Genomic DNA, 16637 nt, shown 5'->3' with positions numbered 1-16637 from the left:
CGGGCCGCGAGGTGCCGGCCCGCGAGGGCGGGACTGCGAGGCGCCGGGCTGTGACGGGCCGGACGAGGCGAGGCGACCCGAGCCGTCGCGCGCGAACCCCCGCACACGGACCGGGCGTCCATTAGCGTCGACGGCAACCGCACCGCCCGAGTTGTCACCGGCGAGAAGGACGAGCATGACGACCCTGTCCAAGGGCCAGAACGCACCGCTGCCCGAGGGTCGGGTGTCGGTCACCGTGCAGTGCGCCGCCCCGGCCGACCTGTTCGCCTTGCTGGTCACCGACGCCGGAAAGGTGCGCAGTGACGCGGATTTCGTCTTCTACAACCAACCCGACGGTCCCGGTGTGCGGTGCGAGCAGGTCGCCGGCAGCTGGCGGATCACCGTCGACCCGGCCGCGGTCCCGTCCGACATCACCCAGGTCCGCACCGTGCTGACCCTGGCCGACAGCGGATCCCGGTTCGGCGGAATCGCAGCGCCGGTCGCCCGGCTGCACGACGCGGGCGGTGCGCCGCTGGTCGAGTTCGAGCTGACCGGGCTGGCCGCCGAGTCCATCGTCATCGCGCTGGAGATCTACCGGCGCGGCGACGCCTGGAAGGTCCGGGCCGTCGGCCAGGGGTACGCCGGTGGTTTCGCCGCCCTGGTCCGGGACCACGGGGTCAGCGTCGACGACGAGCCTGCGGCGGGTCCGGCCACGGCACCACCCTCGACGCCACCACCCTCGACGCCACCACCCCGCGCGCAGCCCTCCCCGACGTCGACGCCCTCCCCGCCGGCGTCGGCACCCCCGTGGTCACCCGCCGCCCCGGCCGGCCCGACAACGACCGGCTCGACGGCGACCGGCCCCGCCACACCGCCCGGCACCCTGCTGCTGAAGAAGGGCGCACCGGTCCGGCTGACCAAGGGGCAGAAGGTCGAGCTGCGGAAGGAGGACGGGCGGCCGCTCACCCGGGTGCGGATGTGCCTGGGCTGGGACCCGATCAACGGCCGCGGATCGATCGACCTGGACGCCTCGGCGGTGCTGTACCAGGGCACGAGCAAGGTCGACATCGTCGCGTTCACGCACCTGCGCAGCGACGACGGCTCGATCACCCACTCCGGCGACAACCTGACCGGCCACGGCGAGGGCGATGACGAGATCATCTCGGTCGACCTGGACCGAGTGCCCGCGCAGGTCAGCTCGGTCGGGTTCGTGGTGACATCGTTCCAGGGGCAGGCGTTCTCGAAGATCGCCCGGGCGTTCTGCCGGCTCGTGGACGACACCGACGGCAGTGAGCTGGTCCGCTTCGAACTCGACGAGCGCACGCCGACCACCGCGATGGTGATGGCGTTCCTGGTCCGCGGCCCGTCGGGCTGGCGCATGCAGGCGGTCGGTCAGGGGATCAGCGCCCGGCTGCCGAACAAGGCGGCCAAGCTGGCGGTCCCGCACATCCCGGTCGCCTGACGAGACATCAGGCGGTCGGGACCGCGCAGACCCCGTCCACGCAGGCGTCGGCGTCGGTCGCACCCGCCATCACCAGACCGCCGGCCAGTACCGCCTCGGCCGGCACGACCACCGGCGGCTGCAGCACGGTACGCCGCGGGTTGGCCACCGGCGTGGTGAGAGTTGCCTCGGTGACGGTCATCTCGGTCATCGGAACCTCCGGGGTAGCTGAGTGGGAACAGGGTGGGATCAGGACTGGCTGACGAGACCGGCGCGCTCGCGGGCGACGGTGGAGAGCACCTCGACGAAGGTGGCCGGCTCCTGGGCACCGGAGACGCCGTACTTGCCGTCGATGACGAAGAAGGGCACGCCGTTGATCCCGTACGCGCGGGCCTGCGCCTGGTCGGCGTGCACGGCGTCGAGGTAGGTGTCGGCGGTCAGCTCGCGGACGACCTCGTCGCGGTCGAGACCGACCTCGACGGCCAGGTCCGCGAGGTCCTCGACATGACCCACGTGCCGGCCCTGCTCGAAGTACGCCTTGAGCAGGCGCTCCTTCATCTCCAGCTGCAGCCCGTGGGCCTTCGCCAGGTGCAGCAGCTGATGGGCCTTCACCGTGTTGGTGTGCTGCACGTTCTCGAAGTGGTAGTCCAGCCCCTCGTCGGCGGCCAGCCCGGTCACCCGCTCGAGCATCTGCTGCACCTGGGCGGGCGCGAGGCCCTTGGCCTTCACCAGGTGGTCGACGACCCCGCCGGCGAAGTCGACCGGCGTCTCGGGCGCGAGTTCGAAGCTGTGATAGGTGATCTCCACCGGGACGGCATCCTCGGACGCGGCGTACTCGGCGAGACCGGACTCCAGTCGCCGCTTGCCGATGTAGCACCACGGGCAGGCGATGTCGGACCAGATGTCGATGGCGATCGGACCACTCATTTCGTGTCCAATCCCCGTCCGTGAGGAGCTATTCCCCGCCGGGAGTGCGACGTGCGGCACATGCGGCGCACAGCCCGAAGAGCTCCACCTGATGGTCGATGTCGACGTAGCCGAACTCGTCCGCCACGGCCCGCGCCCACTTCTCCACCTGCGGGGCGGCGACCTCCTTGGTCAGGCCGCAGGAGCGGCAGACCAGGTGGTGATGATGACTGGCCTCGACGCACCGTCGGTAGAGCACCTCGCCGGACTCGTTGCGCACGGTGTCCAGGTCACCGGTGCCGGCCATGTCCTGCAACGCCCGGTAGACGGTGGCCAGGCCGATGCTGGATCCGGTGGACCGCAGGTCCGAGTGCAGCTCCTGGGCGGACCGGAACTCCACCGAGCCGGACAGCGCATCGATGATCGCCGTGCGCTGCGTGGTCGTACGTCGACCGGTGACCGCCACTGCCCCTGCCTCGCTTCTCGTGCCCGATGTCTGCACCACCAGGGTAGTCGTGTCCGGCACGGGGTGAGCCTGGCCTTACCCGGTGGCGCCGGCAGCGCAAGGCCGATCGCGGAGAGTGACTGCCATGACCCCGGCGCGTGGCAGTGCTGCCCCGTTGCGGTGGAACCGAGCCGGCGATCTTGTCCCGTTCGGGTGGATCCGGACACTCGTGCAGCAGTGGAGCCGACCGGATCAGGGGGCGGACCCGATCCGGAGGTGGAACCGATGACCCTCACCCGACGTGAACTGCTGCTCGGGCTCCCGCTGGCCGCGCTCGGCCTGGCCGGCATGGCCGCCTGCGGAGCGACCGAGATGGCCGGCAGTGCCTCTGAGATGCCGGCCGGCGGGACCACCGGCGGCACCACGACCGCCGCGGCGCAGGTCTCCGACACCGCGCTGACCCCGCAGCTGACCGGGGCCACCCCGATCACGAACGGTGATCCCGGCGCGCAGGCCTGGGCCGGTGCCCGGCAGGGTCCGGCGCTGCTCACCGGTCAGGCCGCCGTGCTGCCCACGCCGCCGATCCCGGACTCCGCGGCGCCGCGCCTGGCCTCGGCCGACAACTTCCGCGACCTGGCCGGCGGGCGTACCGGCTACGCCGCGGCCGGCGGTGCAACCATCGCCACCGGCGTCTTCTACCGGTCGAACGAGCTGACCCTCTCGCCCGAGGACTCGGCGACGCTGTCCGGCCTCGGCATCACCCGCATCTACGACCTGCGGCTGCCGTCGCAGATCGCCAAGCACCCGGACGTGGTGCCGGGGGGTGCGACGTATGTGAACGTCTCGCTGTTCGGCAAGGGGATCGACCTGGAGGGCAACGACTCCACCGCCACCGGCTCGCAGCAGATCCTGGAGGAGATGAACGTCGCGCTGGTCGAGGAGACCGCGTCCCAGCAGGCGATGGCGCAACTGCTGACCGACATGGCCGCGGCGCCCGGACCGGTGCTGTTCCACTGCACCCAGGGCAAGGACCGGACCGGGTGGACGGCCGCCCTGCTGCTGTCGATCGCCGGGGTGTCGTCCGGCGACATCATGACCGACTACCTGCTGACCAACTCCTACACCGCCGCCGACATCCAGCACGAGACCGACAAGGTCGCCTCCGAGGACGGCGCGGCGGCCGCGGCGGCGGCGATCCCGATGCTCGGGGCCGAGGCCGACTTCATCAAGGCCGCGCTGCAGCGGATGGAGCAGTACGGCGGGGTCGAGACCTACCTGACCTCGGTGCTGGGCCTGGACGACAGCGTGATCGACGCCGTCCGCGGCAAGCTCACCGCGTCCTGAGATCGCCTGCCGGGTGATCAACCCGGCAGGGCCGGGCAACCGGGAGCTGACCTGCGCCGGGATACGGTCGGGCGGTGACCGCGGCACCGCCGCACCCGCGACGGCAAGGAGAGCTCGTGACCCGTTCGACCAGGACGGCCACCCGCCGGCTGCACCCGGCGTGGGCCGGATCGGCGGTGTTCGCGCTGACCGCCCTGATCGTCGGCTGCGCGGCGGCCGGGACGACGGGCGACTCCGAGGCGGGCTCCGCCACCTCCGGTGCGCCGTCGACGCTCACCACCACCATGAAGTCGACACACACCTCGGTGACCACCATGATCTCCACCGTCACCGCCTCGGCGTCGACCCGGACCGTCACCGCCGAGCCGCCGCCGAGCACCGCGGAACCGGCTGCCGTGGCGGGCGACTGTCCTTACCTGTCCACGGATGTCGTCGCCGAGTTGACCGGCCAGCGGCAGGGGCAGCCGACGATCATCGACGTGAAGCCGTTCCCGGTGTGCGAGTTCCACCGGTCCGACGGGGACTGGGCGGCCACGGTCCGGATCATCGAGGCGCCCACCCCCGAGTCGGCGACGGCCGCGGTGAACCAGCACGTTCCGGTCGGCGACTCGCAGCCGGCGTCCCAGCCGCCCGGGTGGGTCGGCGGGGTGATGAGCGAGGGCGAGCAGACCGCCGACGCCGAGGGGAAGTCGACCTACGCCGTCTCGAAGGGGAAGTTCGCCGTGGTGTCCGAGGAGAACGAGTCCCGGTCGATCAAGGCCCGTTCCATCGCGATCTGCGCGATCTACGGGACGAAGCTGGAGACCGGCCCGGCGCCGGACTACTGCGGGAGCGGCTCGTGAACGGCCCGGCCGATCCCGGGAAGACCAGCGGACTCCGTGCCACGGATGCGTGGCAGGATGGACAGTCGTGAGCACCCTCTACGCGACCCTGCACACCAACCGTGGCGACATCAGGATCGAGCTGCTGCCCGATCACGCCCCGAAGACCGTCAAGAACTTCGTCGGCCTGGCCGAGGGCACCGCGAACTACACGACCAAGAACGCCACCGGTGGTGACAGCGGCCCGTTCTACGACGGCGCGATCTTCCACCGCGTCATCGACGGCTTCATGATCCAGGGCGGCGACCCGACCGGCACCGGCCGTGGCGGCCCGGGCTACACCTTCGCCGACGAGTTCCACCCGGAGCTGTCGTTCGCGAAGCCCTACCTGCTGGCGATGGCGAACGCCGGGCCCGGCACCAACGGCTCGCAGTTCTTCATCACCGTCGGCAAGACCCCGCACCTGAACTTCCGCCACACCATCTTCGGCGAGGTCGCCGACGAGGCGTCGCGCGGTGTCGTCGACGCCATCGCGACCACCGCGACCGACCGTTTCGACAAGCCGACCGAGGACGTCGTCATCACCTCGATCACCGTCGACAAGGGCGAGACCCCCGCCTGACGGGCGGTTCTCGTCGGGACGGCACCGGGAGCCAGCAGATGAGTCAGCCGGATCCCGGTGCGCCCCCACCCTGGCAGCAGGGGCAACCGGGGCAGCAGGGACAGCCCTGGGCGCAGGGGCAGCAGGGTCAGCCCTGGCAGCAGGGTCAGCCGGTGCAGCAGGTGTGCGCGTTCCACCCGGACCGGGTCACGGCACGCTCCTGCACCCGGTGCGGCCGCCCGGCCTGCTCGGAGTGCCTGACCCCGGCCGCCGTCGGGTTCCAGTGCCGCGCCTGCGTCGCCGAGGGACGGGCGGGCCGGCGGCAACCGCGCAATGTGGCCGGCGCCGTGCGCGGCCAGCAGCCGCTGGTCACCTACGTGCTGATCGTCGTCAACATCCTGGTGTTCGCGATCTGTGCCGGTCAGGCCGGCGGGGTCCTGGACGTGACCCGGACCTCGATCTTCGAGCGCGGGGCGATGTTCCCGGCGATGGTGGTGCAGGGCGAGTACTGGCGGATGCTGACGTCCGGCTTCCTGCACCTCGGCCTGGTGCACGTCGCGCTCAACATGATCTCGCTGTACATGCTGGGTATCGCGCTGGAGCGGGTGCTCGGTCGCTGGCGGTTCCTGGTCGTCTACCTGCTCGGTCTGCTCGGCGGATCCGTGTCGGTGCTGCTCTTCTCGGCGCCGGTGTCGCTCTCGGCCGGTGCGTCCGGTGCGATCTTCGGCCTGATGGGCGCGCTGCTGGTGGCCTTCCGGCGGCTGCGCTACGACGCCCGGCAGCTGGTGGTGCTGCTGGCGATCAACCTGTTCATCACCTTCCAGGTCAGCGGCATCTCCTGGCAGGCGCACCTGGGTGGCCTGCTGATCGGTGCGGCGGCCGGAGCGGTGATGGTCTACCCGCCGCGTGAGCTGCGGTCCAAGGTGCAGATCGGCGGGTCCGCGCTGATCCTCGTCGTGCTGATCGTCATCACCGCCGTCGCCGCCCCCGGCATCGACGACAAGGACTGCGGCTTGGAGAGCGACGGCCAGTACTACTGCCAGCAGTAGCTCAGCTGCGGCGCAGGGCGTTGAGCTCGTCGAGCACGTCCTGCGGTGAGGTGCCGAGCTCGGTACGGGACAGCACGATCAGCAGGTCGTCGTCGTACTCGATCTCCAGGCTGACCGACACCAGCCCGCGGCGCCGCCGACCCGGCGCGGCCAGCGACACCACCGACGACCAGGGGATGCGGCGGGCGGAGAGCAGGCCGTGGACCTCCAGCCCGGCCGGATCGGCGAGCAGCCGGTGGCGCAGCCGGAACGCGGCCAGCGCCGCGAGTGCGAGCACCACGGCGGCGGCCCCGCCGACGATGGCGTCCTCGCGGTCGGGGGTCACCACGGACCAGGCCGCGCCCAGCAGGGCGAGCAGGATCAGCACGACCGCGACGGCCGGCCGGACACCCCACACCAGGGTGGGGCGGGACGTCACCGCCAGCGCATCGTCATCAGCAGGCCGGCGATGATCAGGGCGAACCCGATCGCGAAGTTCCACGAGCCGAGGTCGGCGAAGAACGTCACGTCCTGCAGCAGGTAGTAGCAGACCAGCCAGAGCAGGCCGATGATCATCAGGCCGAGCATCACGCCCAGGTACACCGGGCCCGACGGGGCGGCGACCTTCGCGCGCGCCGCTGCGGCGGCCGTCGTGTTCGCCTGGGTGGACGAGGACGCGGCGCCGGTGGCGACCTTCTTGCGGACCTTGGACTTGGGCACCTGGAACCTCCGGACGTGCTGTCTGAGCTCCCGCGCGGACCGGCGGTTCCGGTCCGTTCCGACAGCGCTGGGGACTGCTTGTGATCTGCGGACGGCCGCCCTGACGGGTAACCGGGACCGTACATCGTTGCACATAGCCTACGGTCTCGGAGCCGCTGCGAAGGTCGGTCGGTCCCGACGGGAGAGAAGGCGGTGGGATCTCCGATGCGGCGGTCCGCCCCGGCATCCGGACGGGCGAGCACGGCCCGCGGGTGGCAGCTGGCCGGTGTCGGTGTGTGCCTGGTCGGGGGAGTGCTGCTCGGCACCACCCGCGCCTGGTCGCAGGACACCGAGGTGCGTGACCGCTCCGTCGACCTGGCCGGTCTGGTCGGGGACGCGCAGGCGCGGGTCACCGCCGCAGAGTCCACCGCCGCGTCCCTGCAGCAGGCGGTCGCCGGGCAGGCCGCCTCGGACCTGGCGCCGCAGGTCGGCCGGGCCCGCGAGCAGGCCGCCGGCCTGGAGGCCGCGGCCGGTCTGACCGCCGTGCACGGCCCCGGACTGCGGGTCTCGCTGGACGATGCCCCGCGCGACCAGGACGGCAACTACCCGGAGGGTGTGGACCCGGACGACCTGGTCGTGCACCAGCAGGACGTGCAGGCCGTGGTCAACGCGCTCTGGGCCGGCGGTGCGGAGGCCATGATGATCATGGACCAGCGGGTGGTCACCACCTCCGCGGTCCGCTGCATCGGCAACACCCTGCTGCTGCAGGGCCGGACGTACTCGCCGCCGTTCCTGATCACCGCCATCGGTGACGCGGACCGGATGGGTGCCGCACTGGCCGTGCAGCCCGGTGTGCTGTTGTTCCAGCAGTACGTCGACGGGTTCGGCCTCGGTTACCAGGTCGAGACCATGGACGACGTGACACTTCCCGCCTACGGCGGTCTCCTACGTATGACGGCAGCACGAGAGAGCGGATGAGCACGATGGACGAAGACCCGGACCGCACCCCGGGCGTTCCCGGGCCGGACGGGACCGGCGGGCCTGCGGGGCCGGCCGACACCACCCGGATCCCACCGATCCCGGACCCCTCCCTGTCCGAGCCCTCGGTGTCCGGTCCCTCGGTGTCCGATCCCTCGCTGCCGGCCGGTGAGGTGCCCCCGGCGCTCACCCCCGCGGTGACGCCGCCGATGACCCCGGACCCCGAGCCGGCCACCCGGGCCGAGCGGCGCCGGGCGGCGGAAGCCGCCGCGATGGCGACCGCGCCGAAGCGGGACGTCGTGCGGACCGTCGCGCGCGGTCTCGGCCAGACGCTGATCTCCCTCGGCGTCGTGGTGCTGCTGTTCGTCGTCTACGAGGTCTACGTCACCGACATCTTCTCGGCCGCGAAGCAGGACACCGCCACCGAGAAGCTCGACGAGGCATGGCAGACCGCTTCCGTCACCGAGACCAGTGCAGTCACCGAGTCGGCCGTGGTCACGGTGTCCGGTGATGCTGTGGAGCAGCTGGTGCAGAACCCGGCGACCCGTACCCCGGACTACCCGGTGGCCTACGGCGACGGCTTCGCCAAGATCTACATCCCGGCCTTCGGTTCGGACTACAGCTACACGATCATCGAGGGCACCGACCCGGACGACCTGGACACCGGCCCCGGGCACTACCCGGACACCCAGCTGCCGGGCGAGCAGGGCAACTTCGCCATCGCCGGCCACCGGGTGTCCAAGGGTTCGCCGTTCAACGAGCTCGGCCTGCTGAGCTCGTGCGACGCGCTGGTCGTCGAGACCAAGAGCGACTGGTTCGTGTACCGGGTGCTGCCGATGGAGAACGAGGTGCAGGGCTGGTCCGCCGCCGGGCGCGCCAACTGCGCCGACGTCGCGCCGCTCGGCGGCGAGTACGAGGGCGTCTACGGCCGGGAGATCACCGTGCCCAGCGACTACGCCCAGGTGCTGCCGGTGCCGCACGTGGAATCCATGGAGGTCCCGGCCGACGCGGAGCGCATCATCACCCTGACCACCTGCCACCCGCAGTTCTCCGACGCGGAGCGGATGATCGTCCATGGCGTGCTCGTGAAGAGCTACGCCAAGAAGGCCGGGTTCACCCCGCCCGAGCTGGCGGAGGGCTGACATGTACGTCTGGATCTGGCGACACCTGCCCGGCCCCACGGCCGTTCGCGTCCTCGAGGCCTTCATCCTCTTCCTGGCCGTGGTCGCGCTGCTCTTCTTCGTGATCTTCCCCTGGCTGGAGCCCTACCTCCCGTTCGACCAGGTGACCACCACCGGCTGATCCCTGGCGGGGCCCGTGCTCCTGGAAATCCGGGACCGTTTCCGTCGGCACGCGATGGTGCAGGTCCCGGATGCGGGCTCCGCGCGTGGACCCGGCGTCCCGCTGGAACGCCGGCGCCCGGGGAGTGGGGTCGGGCCGTCGCGGGGTACACGCCAGGCATGACCACAAGCACCGCCCGTCCGACCCTGCCCCGTGCCGACCTCGCCCGGCTGATCACCGTGACCGTCTCCGAGGTGCTGTGCCTGCTCGGCACGATGCTGGGCGTCGGGGTGTTCGGCGGGCCTGCGGTGGCCGAAGCCGCGGGCGGGGCGCTCGCTGCCGACGCCACCCTGCTCGCCCCGGCGACCACCGCGTTCTCCATCTGGTCGGTGATCTACCTGGGCCTGGCCGTCTACACCGTCGTGCAGTGGTTGCCGTCCCGCCGCACCTCGGACCGGCACCGTCGGGTGGGTTGGCTGGTGGCGGCGTCGATGCTGCTCAACGCCGGGTGGCTGCTGGTGGTGCGGGCCGGCTGGTTGTGGGTGAGCGTCGTGGTGATCGCCGCGCTGGTGGTCGTGCTCGGGCTGCTGGTGCGCCGGCTGGCGACCTCCCGCGCTCCCGGCTTCGTCGAGAACATCCTGGTGGACGGCACTTTCGGGCTGTACGTCGGCTGGGTCAGCGTCGCCGTGTGCGCCAATGTGACCGCGGCGCTGGTGGCCGACGGGGTGCAGGTGTCCGGTGCGGGCGGGGCGGCGTGGGCGATCGCGGTGCTCGCCGTCGCGGTGGTCGTCGGCGTGGCGCTGGCCCTCCGGACCCGCGGCAACCTCGGCGCCGGGTTGGCGATGGCATGGGGGATCGGCTGGCTCGCGGTGGCCCGGGCGAGCGGCGAACCCGCCTCGACCGCCACCGCCGTGGCGGCGGCGCTCGCAGCGGTGCTGGTGCTGGCCGCGGCTGTCGTCACCCGGGTCCGGGTCTCCGCGCACCCGGCCTGACGTTCCCGCTGGAACCTGTTACTCGCTGCCCTCCCCGGTCCGCCGGCAGCATCCGCCGGGCCGCACTTACGGACATCCGCCCGGCCGCACATCCGCCCGGCCGCTCCGCCGGGCGCAGTTCACCCTGGCCGGCCACCCACGAACCGCACGGTCCCGACGTCCCGGTCCTTACAACGACACTCACTGTCGGTGAAAGGACCGCGGAGAGTGGAACCCCTGCAGTCTCGCGGCGTTCCAGCTGGAACGTCGGGTCGTGCGGATCGGGTACCGGATGGCCGCTGGGTCGGCGATCCGGCCCACGCGTTCCAGCTGGAACGTCTGTCAGGGGGTGCCGAGGACTTTCCGGAGGCCGACGACGGTCTCGTTGCCCAGTCGTTCGAAGACGATCTTCATCAGCGGGCCGGCGAGCTTGGCCAGGCCGTTGAACTCGATGGTCGCGTCGTAGGTGATCTCGCTGCCGCTCCCGGCGGGGCGCACGGTGATGTCGTCGGTGCTGGTCGCGGTCTTGTTCGTGCCGACGAAGACCAGATGGCCGGCGTCCATCGTCTTCAGGGTGTAGGTCAGCTCGGTCTCCCGGCCCAGCACCTTGGACACGTTGTGCCACTGCGCGCCGACGGCGATCGACCCGGCGCCGATCCGCTCGCACCGGACCGTCCCGGGATCCCACTCGACGGTGTGCGCGAAGTCGGAGAGATAGGCGATGACATCGTCGGCCGGGCGGGCGACGGTGGTGGTGCGGACGACGTGAACCATGACTGCTCTCTTCCCCCGGCGCCGTGCACCACACCCGTCCGGACCTCCGGAAGTCCGTTCCGTCGCGCACCCGGTGCATGGCACCCTTGTCGGGTGACCCGCATCCTGGTCGTGGACAACTACGACTCCTTCGTCTTCAACCTGGTCCAGTACCTCCAGCAGCTCGGCGCCGAGTGCGTCGTGCGCCGCAACGACGCCGTGACGACCGACGAGGTCGACGGCCTGGAGGTGGACGGCATCCTGCTGTCCCCCGGACCCGGGACGCCCGCCGACGCCGGCGTGACCGAGGACATGGTGCGATGGGCCCAGGGGCGGATGCCGGTGCTCGGCGTCTGCCTCGGCCACCAGGCGATCGCCGAGGTGTACGGCGGGGTGGTCGACCGCGCCGAGGAGCTGCTGCACGGCCGTACCTCACTGGTCGAGCACACCGGCAGCGGCGTGCTCGCCGGCCTGCCCGACCCCTTCACCGCCACCCGCTACCACTCGCTGGCCGCGGTCGACGGCACCCTGCCGCCCGAGCTCGAGGTCACCGCCCGGACCGTCGGCGGCGTGATCATGGGCATCCGGCACCGCGAGTACCAGATCGAGGGAGTGCAGTTCCACCCCGAGTCCGTGCTGACCCAGGGCGGTCACCGGCTGCTGGCGAACTGGCTGGCGACCTGCGGTGACCCCGCCGCCGCCGAGCTGGTCGCCCCACTCGAGGACGACGTCGAGCGGCTGCGCGTCTCCGCCGGCTGAGTCCACTCGCGCTGCGCCGGGACGTTCCAGCTGGAACGTCGACCCCACCGGGAATGCCGATGCCCCGCCACCGCTCACGCGGGGACGGGGCAACGGGCGGAACGGCACGGCCGCCGCACCTCGGGAAGCGATGCGGCGGCCGTGGGTCTTTCAGGTGCGGGCCGGTCAGCCCTCTGTGATCACTGCGATCACCGGATCACCCTGATCACTCCGAGGTCGCGGACCCGAGGGTGACGGTGGCGGTGGCGGAGGTCGTGCCGCGGAGGTAGGTGATCTCCACCTGGCTGCCCGGATCCTGCGCCCGGATCGCGGCGATCAGTGCGTCCGCCGACTCGACGGTCTGGTCGCCGACCTTGGTGATGACGTCGCCGGCCTGCAGCCCGGCACCCGCCGCACCGCCACCGGAGGTGACGTCGGCGATCTCCGCACCGGTGGTCAGCAGGTCGTTGGTGCCGGCGGCGGTCGCGTCGCTGACCGAAGCGCCGAGCACGGCGTGGCTGGCCTTGCCGGTGTCGACGATCTCCTGGGCGATCCGACGGGCCTGGTCGATCGGGATCGCGAACCCGACGCCGATGGAACCGCCCTGCGAGGTCTGGCTGGAGGACAGCGAGGCGATGGCCGAGTTGATTCCGATGACCTCACCGTTCATGTTCACCAGCGGACCGCCGGAGTTGCCCGGGTTGATCGCGGCGTCGGTCTGGATGGCGTTGAGCACCGTGTCCTGGGTGGTCGTCTGCTGACCGCCCGGCTGCTGCTGCTGGCTGTCCGACGACGAGGTGCGCACCGGCCGGTCGAGCGCCGAGACGATGCCCGAGGTGACGGTGGCCGAGAGACCCAGCGGCGAACCGATCGCGACCACCGGCTGGCCGACCTCGACGGCATCGGAGGAGCCGAGGGCGGCGACGGTCAGTCCGGACACCCCGTCGGCCTTGATGACGGCGAGGTCGTCGGTGGCATCCGCGCCGATGATCTTGGCGGTGGCGGTGGTGCCGTCGTTGAAGCGGACGGTCAGTTCCTCGGCGCCGGCGACCACGTGGTTGTTGGTGAGGATCAGGCCGTCGGAGGACAGGATGATGCCCGAGCCCTCCCCCGACTCGGTCTGCGACACCGAGAGGATCGAGACCACCGACGGCAGCACCTTGTTCGCGACGGCCTGCACGCCGGAGGCGACCGGCTGGGTGTCGGAGACGGTGGTGCCGCTCTCGTTCTGGGTGAGCGAGTTGTCGACCGCGGCGGCGGTGGAGCTGCTGCCCACCCTCGCCCCGAGCACGCCGCCGCCGAATCCGGCACCGAGGGCGAGAACCGTTGCCACGGCGATGATCCCGACGGTCCTGCCGCTGCGCTTGCGACCACGGGTGCTGGGCACCGTGGTGGTGCCGCCCTGCGGTGCGCCGTGCGCGCCACCGACGGCCGGGGCGAACCCGGCGGGGCGGAAGCCGTGCGGATCGGTGCGTCCGGACCAGCCCTGTGCGCCGGTTGAGCCGGCCGATCCTGTCGATCCGGCCGCCGCCGCGGGGGTGGCACCTGTCCGGTAGGCCTGCGACCAGGCGGTCCCGCCGTACCCACCACCGGTGGGCTCGTCGTACGAGCCGGACTCGTTCCAGCTGCGGGTGCGGTCGTAGTTCTGGCCGTACGCGGAACTCCAGCCGCCGGCCGGTGCGCCCGAGGTGGTCTCGGAGGGGGGCGACGACGCTGCGGGGGCGGCGGTCGCGGAGCCGTAGGTGTGGACCGGGCCCGAGGTGGTCGGCACCGGCCCGGATCCGGCAGCCGCGGGTGCAGCCGCAGCGGGGGCGGAGCTCGGGATGGGCCCGGTGGCCGGCGACGAGGCGTCGGCCTCGGCGCGGGGCGCGTGGTCCGTCCAGCCGGAGGCATCGGCGGAACCGGCGGCATCGGAGTGCCCGATGTACCCGCCGACGAGGGTGGCGTCGGAGGTGGTGGTCGCGTCGTGCCCGGTGGAGCCGGCCGACGGGAAGCTGCTGGGGGTCGCCGGGAGGTCGGCGTCAGGGGTGCCCGGGCGATGATCCCCGGTCGGCTGGTTCTGCTCGGTCATGTCGGTCACTGTTCTCCGCATGCGTGTGGAACTTCTGAGCGGGTCGTGGGCCGACAGGGGGAGTTGCTGTCAGGGCCCTGTGAGCCGGAGTTCCCGGTCCGCACCGCGACGAACCCGCGACCTGCGGTGATCCCCGACGACAGTCCGGTGCGTGGCTCCGGAGATGTGGACGGCAGGAGAGCCGTGGGCCGGAACATGTGAGCAGCAGGAAGGACCCGGAATGCGGTCCGGCCCCCTCCCGCGGAAGGGAGGGGGCCGGATGTCGCGACGTGGGTGGCGGGATCAGCCGCCGCCACCCGGACCCTGGGTCACGGCGCCGCCGGTGGTCCCGCCACCGCCCGCAGACGGGGGTGCGGACTGCGAGGACGACGTCGGGGGCGGCGGCTCGGCCACGTAGACCCGGACGACGATCGGGGTGTCGAAGCGGACCACGTTGCCGGCCTCCGGGTCGGTGCCCTGCACCCGGTTGCCCTGGCCCGCCGGCGGCACGACGCCGACCAGGCTGGTCGCGCTCACGTTGGTGAAGCCCAGGCTCTGCAGCTGGCCGACGGCCTCGTAGACGGTCAGCCCGGACACCGGTTCCACGGTCAGCATCTTGGGCTGCCCCACGCAGATGGTGATCGAGGCGGAGGCCTTGGACTGCGGGGTCTCCGGCGCCGGCGCCTGACCGGCCGCACAGCCACCTGGGCCGGTGACGATCGAGTTGATCAGGGCGGTGTCGGTGACATCGACCCCGGACTTGATAAAGGTGTCGACACTGCCGCCCCAGCCCAGATCCTTCAGGGTGGCGGCCGCCTGTTCCGGCGTCTGGTTGAGCAGGTTCGGCATGAGGAACTGCGAGTTGTTCGACACCTGGAGCAGCACCGTGGATCCCCACGGCACGTTGTCGTTGGGTGCGGAACCCTGCAGCGACAGCACCTGGTTCAACGGCTGCGGGCTGTCTGTTTCGACCTTCGTGGCCACCAGATGAGCCGCCTCGAGGAGTTTCGCGGCCTCGTCGAAGCTCTTGCCGACCAGGTTTTCGGGCACCGCGGTGCGCTTGAGACCGGTGCCGAAACTGACGGTCACCGAGCTGCTCGGGTCGACATCCTGCTGGGCGGCCGGGTCCTGGGTGATGGCCTTGTCACGTTGGTCGTCGTTGGATTCGACGTCCTTGATGACGATGGTCAGGCCGACCCCTTCGACGGCCTTGGTGGCAGCGTCCTTGGTCATCCCGCTGACATCCGGCACCCGGACCTTGGTCACGCCCTTGCCCACGTTCAGCGTCACCGAGGTCCCGGCGTCCACGACGGTGTCCTGGCTCGGGTTCTGCGAGATGACCTTGCCCTTGTCGTCGTCGGAGGAGTCGACCTCGACGATGTTGCCGACCTGCAGGTTGTTGGAGCGCAGGTTGGCGATGGCCTGGTCCTGGGTCATCCCGGCGACCTGCGGCACGGCGACCTTGCTGGGGGTGTTGCCGCTGTCGATGATCCGCAGGGTGAAGAAGATGGCGCCGGCCAGCAGGGCGGCGCACAGCACGCCCACCCCGATGAAACCCCAGACCCGCTTCTTCGAGCGGCTCTCCGGCTCCTCCTCGGCCCACAGGTCGTCGGGGGCGCGCGGAGGCGCGAGCAGCGGCGGCTTCCCGCTGCCGCCGGCGCGCTGCCCCTCGATCCGCATCGGCCCGGGGCGGATCATCTCCGTCCGCTCCTGGTCGGACATGACCGGGGTCGCGTGCACGGCCTGGCCGGACAGCGCTCGCACCAGGTCGGACCGCATCTCGGCAGCCGTCTGGTACCGGTTCAGCGGATTCTTGTTGAGCGCCTTCAGCACGATCGCGTCGAGCTCACGCGGCAGGCCGGGCTTGACCTCGCTCGGCGCCTTCGGGTCCTCCCGGACGTGCTGGTACGCCACGGCGACCGGCGAGTCGCCGGTGAACGGCGGGGCACCGGTGAGCAGCTCGAAGAGCACGCAGCCGGTGGCGTAGACGTCGGAGCGGGCGTCGACGGACTCGCCGCGGGCCTGCTCGGGGGAGAGGTACTGGGCGGTGCCGATCACCGCGGCGGTCGCGGTCACGGTGGCCTGGCCGTCGGCAACCGCGCGGGCGATGCCGAAGTCCATCACCTTGACCGCACCGGCCCGGGTGAGCATGACGTTGGCCGGCTTGATGTCGCGGTGCACGATGCCGTGCCGGTGCGAGAAGTCGAGCGCGGCACAGACGTCCGCCATGATCTCCATCGCCCGCTTCGGGGCCAGCGGGCCCTCCCGCTTGAGCAGGTCGCGCAGCGTCTCGCCGTCGACGTACTCCATGACGATGTACGGGATCGGGCCGGTCTCGCCGGCGGTCTCGCCGGTGTCGTAGACGGCGACGATCGCCGGGTGGTTCAGCGACGCCGCGTTCTGCGCCTCACGGCGGAACCGGGTCTGGAACGAGGGGTCGCGGGCGAGGTCGGCGCGCAGCACCTTGATGGCGACGTCCCGGCCCAGGCGCAGGTCGCGCCCCCGGTGGACCTCGGACATGCCACCGAAGCCGAGCGTGTCGCCGACCTGGTACCGGTCGCCGAACAGGTGTCCCGTCATCGTGTGCTGCGTCCTCCGTCGA

At 71.5% G+C, this 16637-nt stretch carries 18 protein-coding genes; 10 read left to right on the top strand and 8 right to left on the bottom strand.

Going from position 1 to position 16637, the window contains the following annotated elements; all coding sequences use genetic code 11:
* Nucleotides 1–175 precede the first annotated feature (175 nt).
* On the top strand, nt 176–1441 hold the full coding sequence (locus GIS00_RS12480; protein ID WP_154768780.1) for a TerD family protein: 1266 nt from the start codon (nt 176–178) through the stop codon (nt 1439–1441).
* Between the two features lie 7 nt (nt 1442–1448).
* Here GIS00_RS12480 and GIS00_RS12475 read toward each other — a convergent pair whose 3' ends face one another.
* The 3 genes from GIS00_RS12475 to GIS00_RS12465 are packed head-to-tail and all read right to left on the bottom strand — an operon-like array spanning nt 1449 to nt 2852.
* A complete protein-coding gene (locus GIS00_RS12475; RefSeq protein WP_154768779.1) occupies nt 1449–1631 on the bottom strand; it encodes a hypothetical protein in 183 nt (60 codons plus the stop codon).
* A gap of 38 nt (nt 1632–1669) precedes the next feature.
* On the bottom strand, nt 1670–2347 hold the full coding sequence (locus tag GIS00_RS12470; protein WP_154768778.1) for a DsbA family oxidoreductase: 678 nt from the start codon (nt 2345–2347) through the stop codon (nt 1670–1672).
* Between the two features lie 28 nt (nt 2348–2375).
* Nucleotides 2376–2852: a Fur family transcriptional regulator gene (locus GIS00_RS12465; protein ID WP_322097899.1), complete on the bottom strand. Its 477-nt coding sequence runs from the start codon at nt 2850–2852 to the stop codon at nt 2376–2378.
* Nucleotides 2853–3056: 204 nt separating this feature from the next.
* On the opposite strand from GIS00_RS12465, the gene GIS00_RS12460 reads away from it, so the two are divergent.
* From GIS00_RS12460 to GIS00_RS12445, 4 genes are all read left to right on the top strand, one after another.
* A complete protein-coding gene (locus GIS00_RS12460) occupies nt 3057–4115 on the top strand; it encodes a tyrosine-protein phosphatase (protein ID WP_154768777.1) in 1059 nt (352 codons plus the stop codon).
* Between the two features lie 116 nt (nt 4116–4231).
* The gene (locus GIS00_RS12455) at nt 4232–4957 is read left to right on the top strand and encodes a DUF2020 domain-containing protein (RefSeq protein ID WP_154768776.1); all 726 of its coding nucleotides are present in this window, start codon (nt 4232–4234) and stop codon (nt 4955–4957) included.
* A gap of 67 nt (nt 4958–5024) precedes the next feature.
* On the top strand, nt 5025–5558 hold the full coding sequence (locus GIS00_RS12450; RefSeq protein ID WP_322097898.1) for a peptidylprolyl isomerase: 534 nt from the start codon (nt 5025–5027) through the stop codon (nt 5556–5558).
* A gap of 38 nt (nt 5559–5596) precedes the next feature.
* Nucleotides 5597–6586, top strand: coding sequence for a rhomboid family intramembrane serine protease (locus GIS00_RS12445; RefSeq protein WP_154768775.1), 990 nt, complete (start codon nt 5597–5599; stop codon nt 6584–6586).
* A 1-nt stretch (nt 6587) separates the two neighbouring features.
* Here the strand turns inward: GIS00_RS12445 and GIS00_RS28950 are convergent, their stop codons facing one another.
* Together GIS00_RS28950 and GIS00_RS12435 are read right to left on the bottom strand one after the other, a co-directional pair.
* Nucleotides 6588–7004, bottom strand: a complete 417-nt coding sequence (locus tag GIS00_RS28950) for a PH domain-containing protein (RefSeq protein ID WP_196073251.1) — start codon at nt 7002–7004, stop codon at nt 6588–6590.
* Complete coding sequence (locus GIS00_RS12435) at nt 7001–7285, bottom strand: cell division protein CrgA (RefSeq protein ID WP_322097897.1); 285 nt, start codon at nt 7283–7285, stop codon at nt 7001–7003. Before GIS00_RS12435 ends, GIS00_RS28950 begins: the two co-directional genes overlap by 4 nt.
* 204 nt (nt 7286–7489) lie before the next feature.
* On the opposite strand from GIS00_RS12435, the gene GIS00_RS12430 reads away from it, so the two are divergent.
* The 4 genes from GIS00_RS12430 to GIS00_RS12420 all read left to right on the top strand — a co-directional run bounded on the left by GIS00_RS12430 (nt 7490) and on the right by GIS00_RS12420 (nt 10515).
* Complete coding sequence (locus tag GIS00_RS12430; protein WP_154768773.1) at nt 7490–8242, top strand: DUF881 domain-containing protein; 753 nt, start codon at nt 7490–7492, stop codon at nt 8240–8242.
* A complete protein-coding gene (locus tag GIS00_RS12425; RefSeq protein ID WP_230313522.1) occupies nt 8239–9384 on the top strand; it encodes a class E sortase in 1146 nt (381 codons plus the stop codon). The genes GIS00_RS12430 and GIS00_RS12425 overlap by 4 nt, the downstream gene beginning before the upstream one ends.
* 1 nt (nt 9385) lies before the next feature.
* A complete protein-coding gene (locus tag GIS00_RS26900; RefSeq protein ID WP_196073250.1) occupies nt 9386–9544 on the top strand; it encodes a hypothetical protein in 159 nt (52 codons plus the stop codon).
* A gap of 158 nt (nt 9545–9702) precedes the next feature.
* Entirely contained in the window at nt 9703–10515 is an 813-nt protein-coding gene (locus GIS00_RS12420) for a tryptophan-rich sensory protein (protein WP_154768772.1), read from the top strand.
* Between the two features lie 321 nt (nt 10516–10836).
* Here GIS00_RS12420 and GIS00_RS12415 read toward each other — a convergent pair whose 3' ends face one another.
* On the bottom strand, nt 10837–11268 hold the full coding sequence (locus GIS00_RS12415; RefSeq protein WP_154768771.1) for an SRPBCC family protein: 432 nt from the start codon (nt 11266–11268) through the stop codon (nt 10837–10839).
* Between the two features lie 93 nt (nt 11269–11361).
* On the opposite strand from GIS00_RS12415, the gene GIS00_RS12410 reads away from it, so the two are divergent.
* Complete coding sequence (locus tag GIS00_RS12410) at nt 11362–12006, top strand: aminodeoxychorismate/anthranilate synthase component II (protein ID WP_322097896.1); 645 nt, start codon at nt 11362–11364, stop codon at nt 12004–12006.
* Between the two features lie 205 nt (nt 12007–12211).
* Here the strand turns inward: GIS00_RS12410 and GIS00_RS27575 are convergent, their stop codons facing one another.
* Together GIS00_RS27575 and pknB are read right to left on the bottom strand one after the other, a co-directional pair.
* Nucleotides 12212–14056: a S1C family serine protease gene (locus GIS00_RS27575; protein WP_154768770.1), complete on the bottom strand. Its 1845-nt coding sequence runs from the start codon at nt 14054–14056 to the stop codon at nt 12212–12214.
* A 282-nt stretch (nt 14057–14338) separates the two neighbouring features.
* Nucleotides 14339–16615: a Stk1 family PASTA domain-containing Ser/Thr kinase gene (gene pknB, locus GIS00_RS12400; protein WP_154768769.1), complete on the bottom strand. Its 2277-nt coding sequence runs from the start codon at nt 16613–16615 to the stop codon at nt 14339–14341.
* Nucleotides 16616–16637: the final 22 nt, after the last annotated feature.

Origin of the sequence: Nakamurella alba, assembly GCF_009707545.1 — a bacterium.
Lineage (GTDB): Bacteria > Actinomycetota > Actinomycetes > Mycobacteriales > Nakamurellaceae > Nakamurella > Nakamurella alba.
This window is presented reverse-complemented; position numbering and strand designations above follow the sequence as displayed.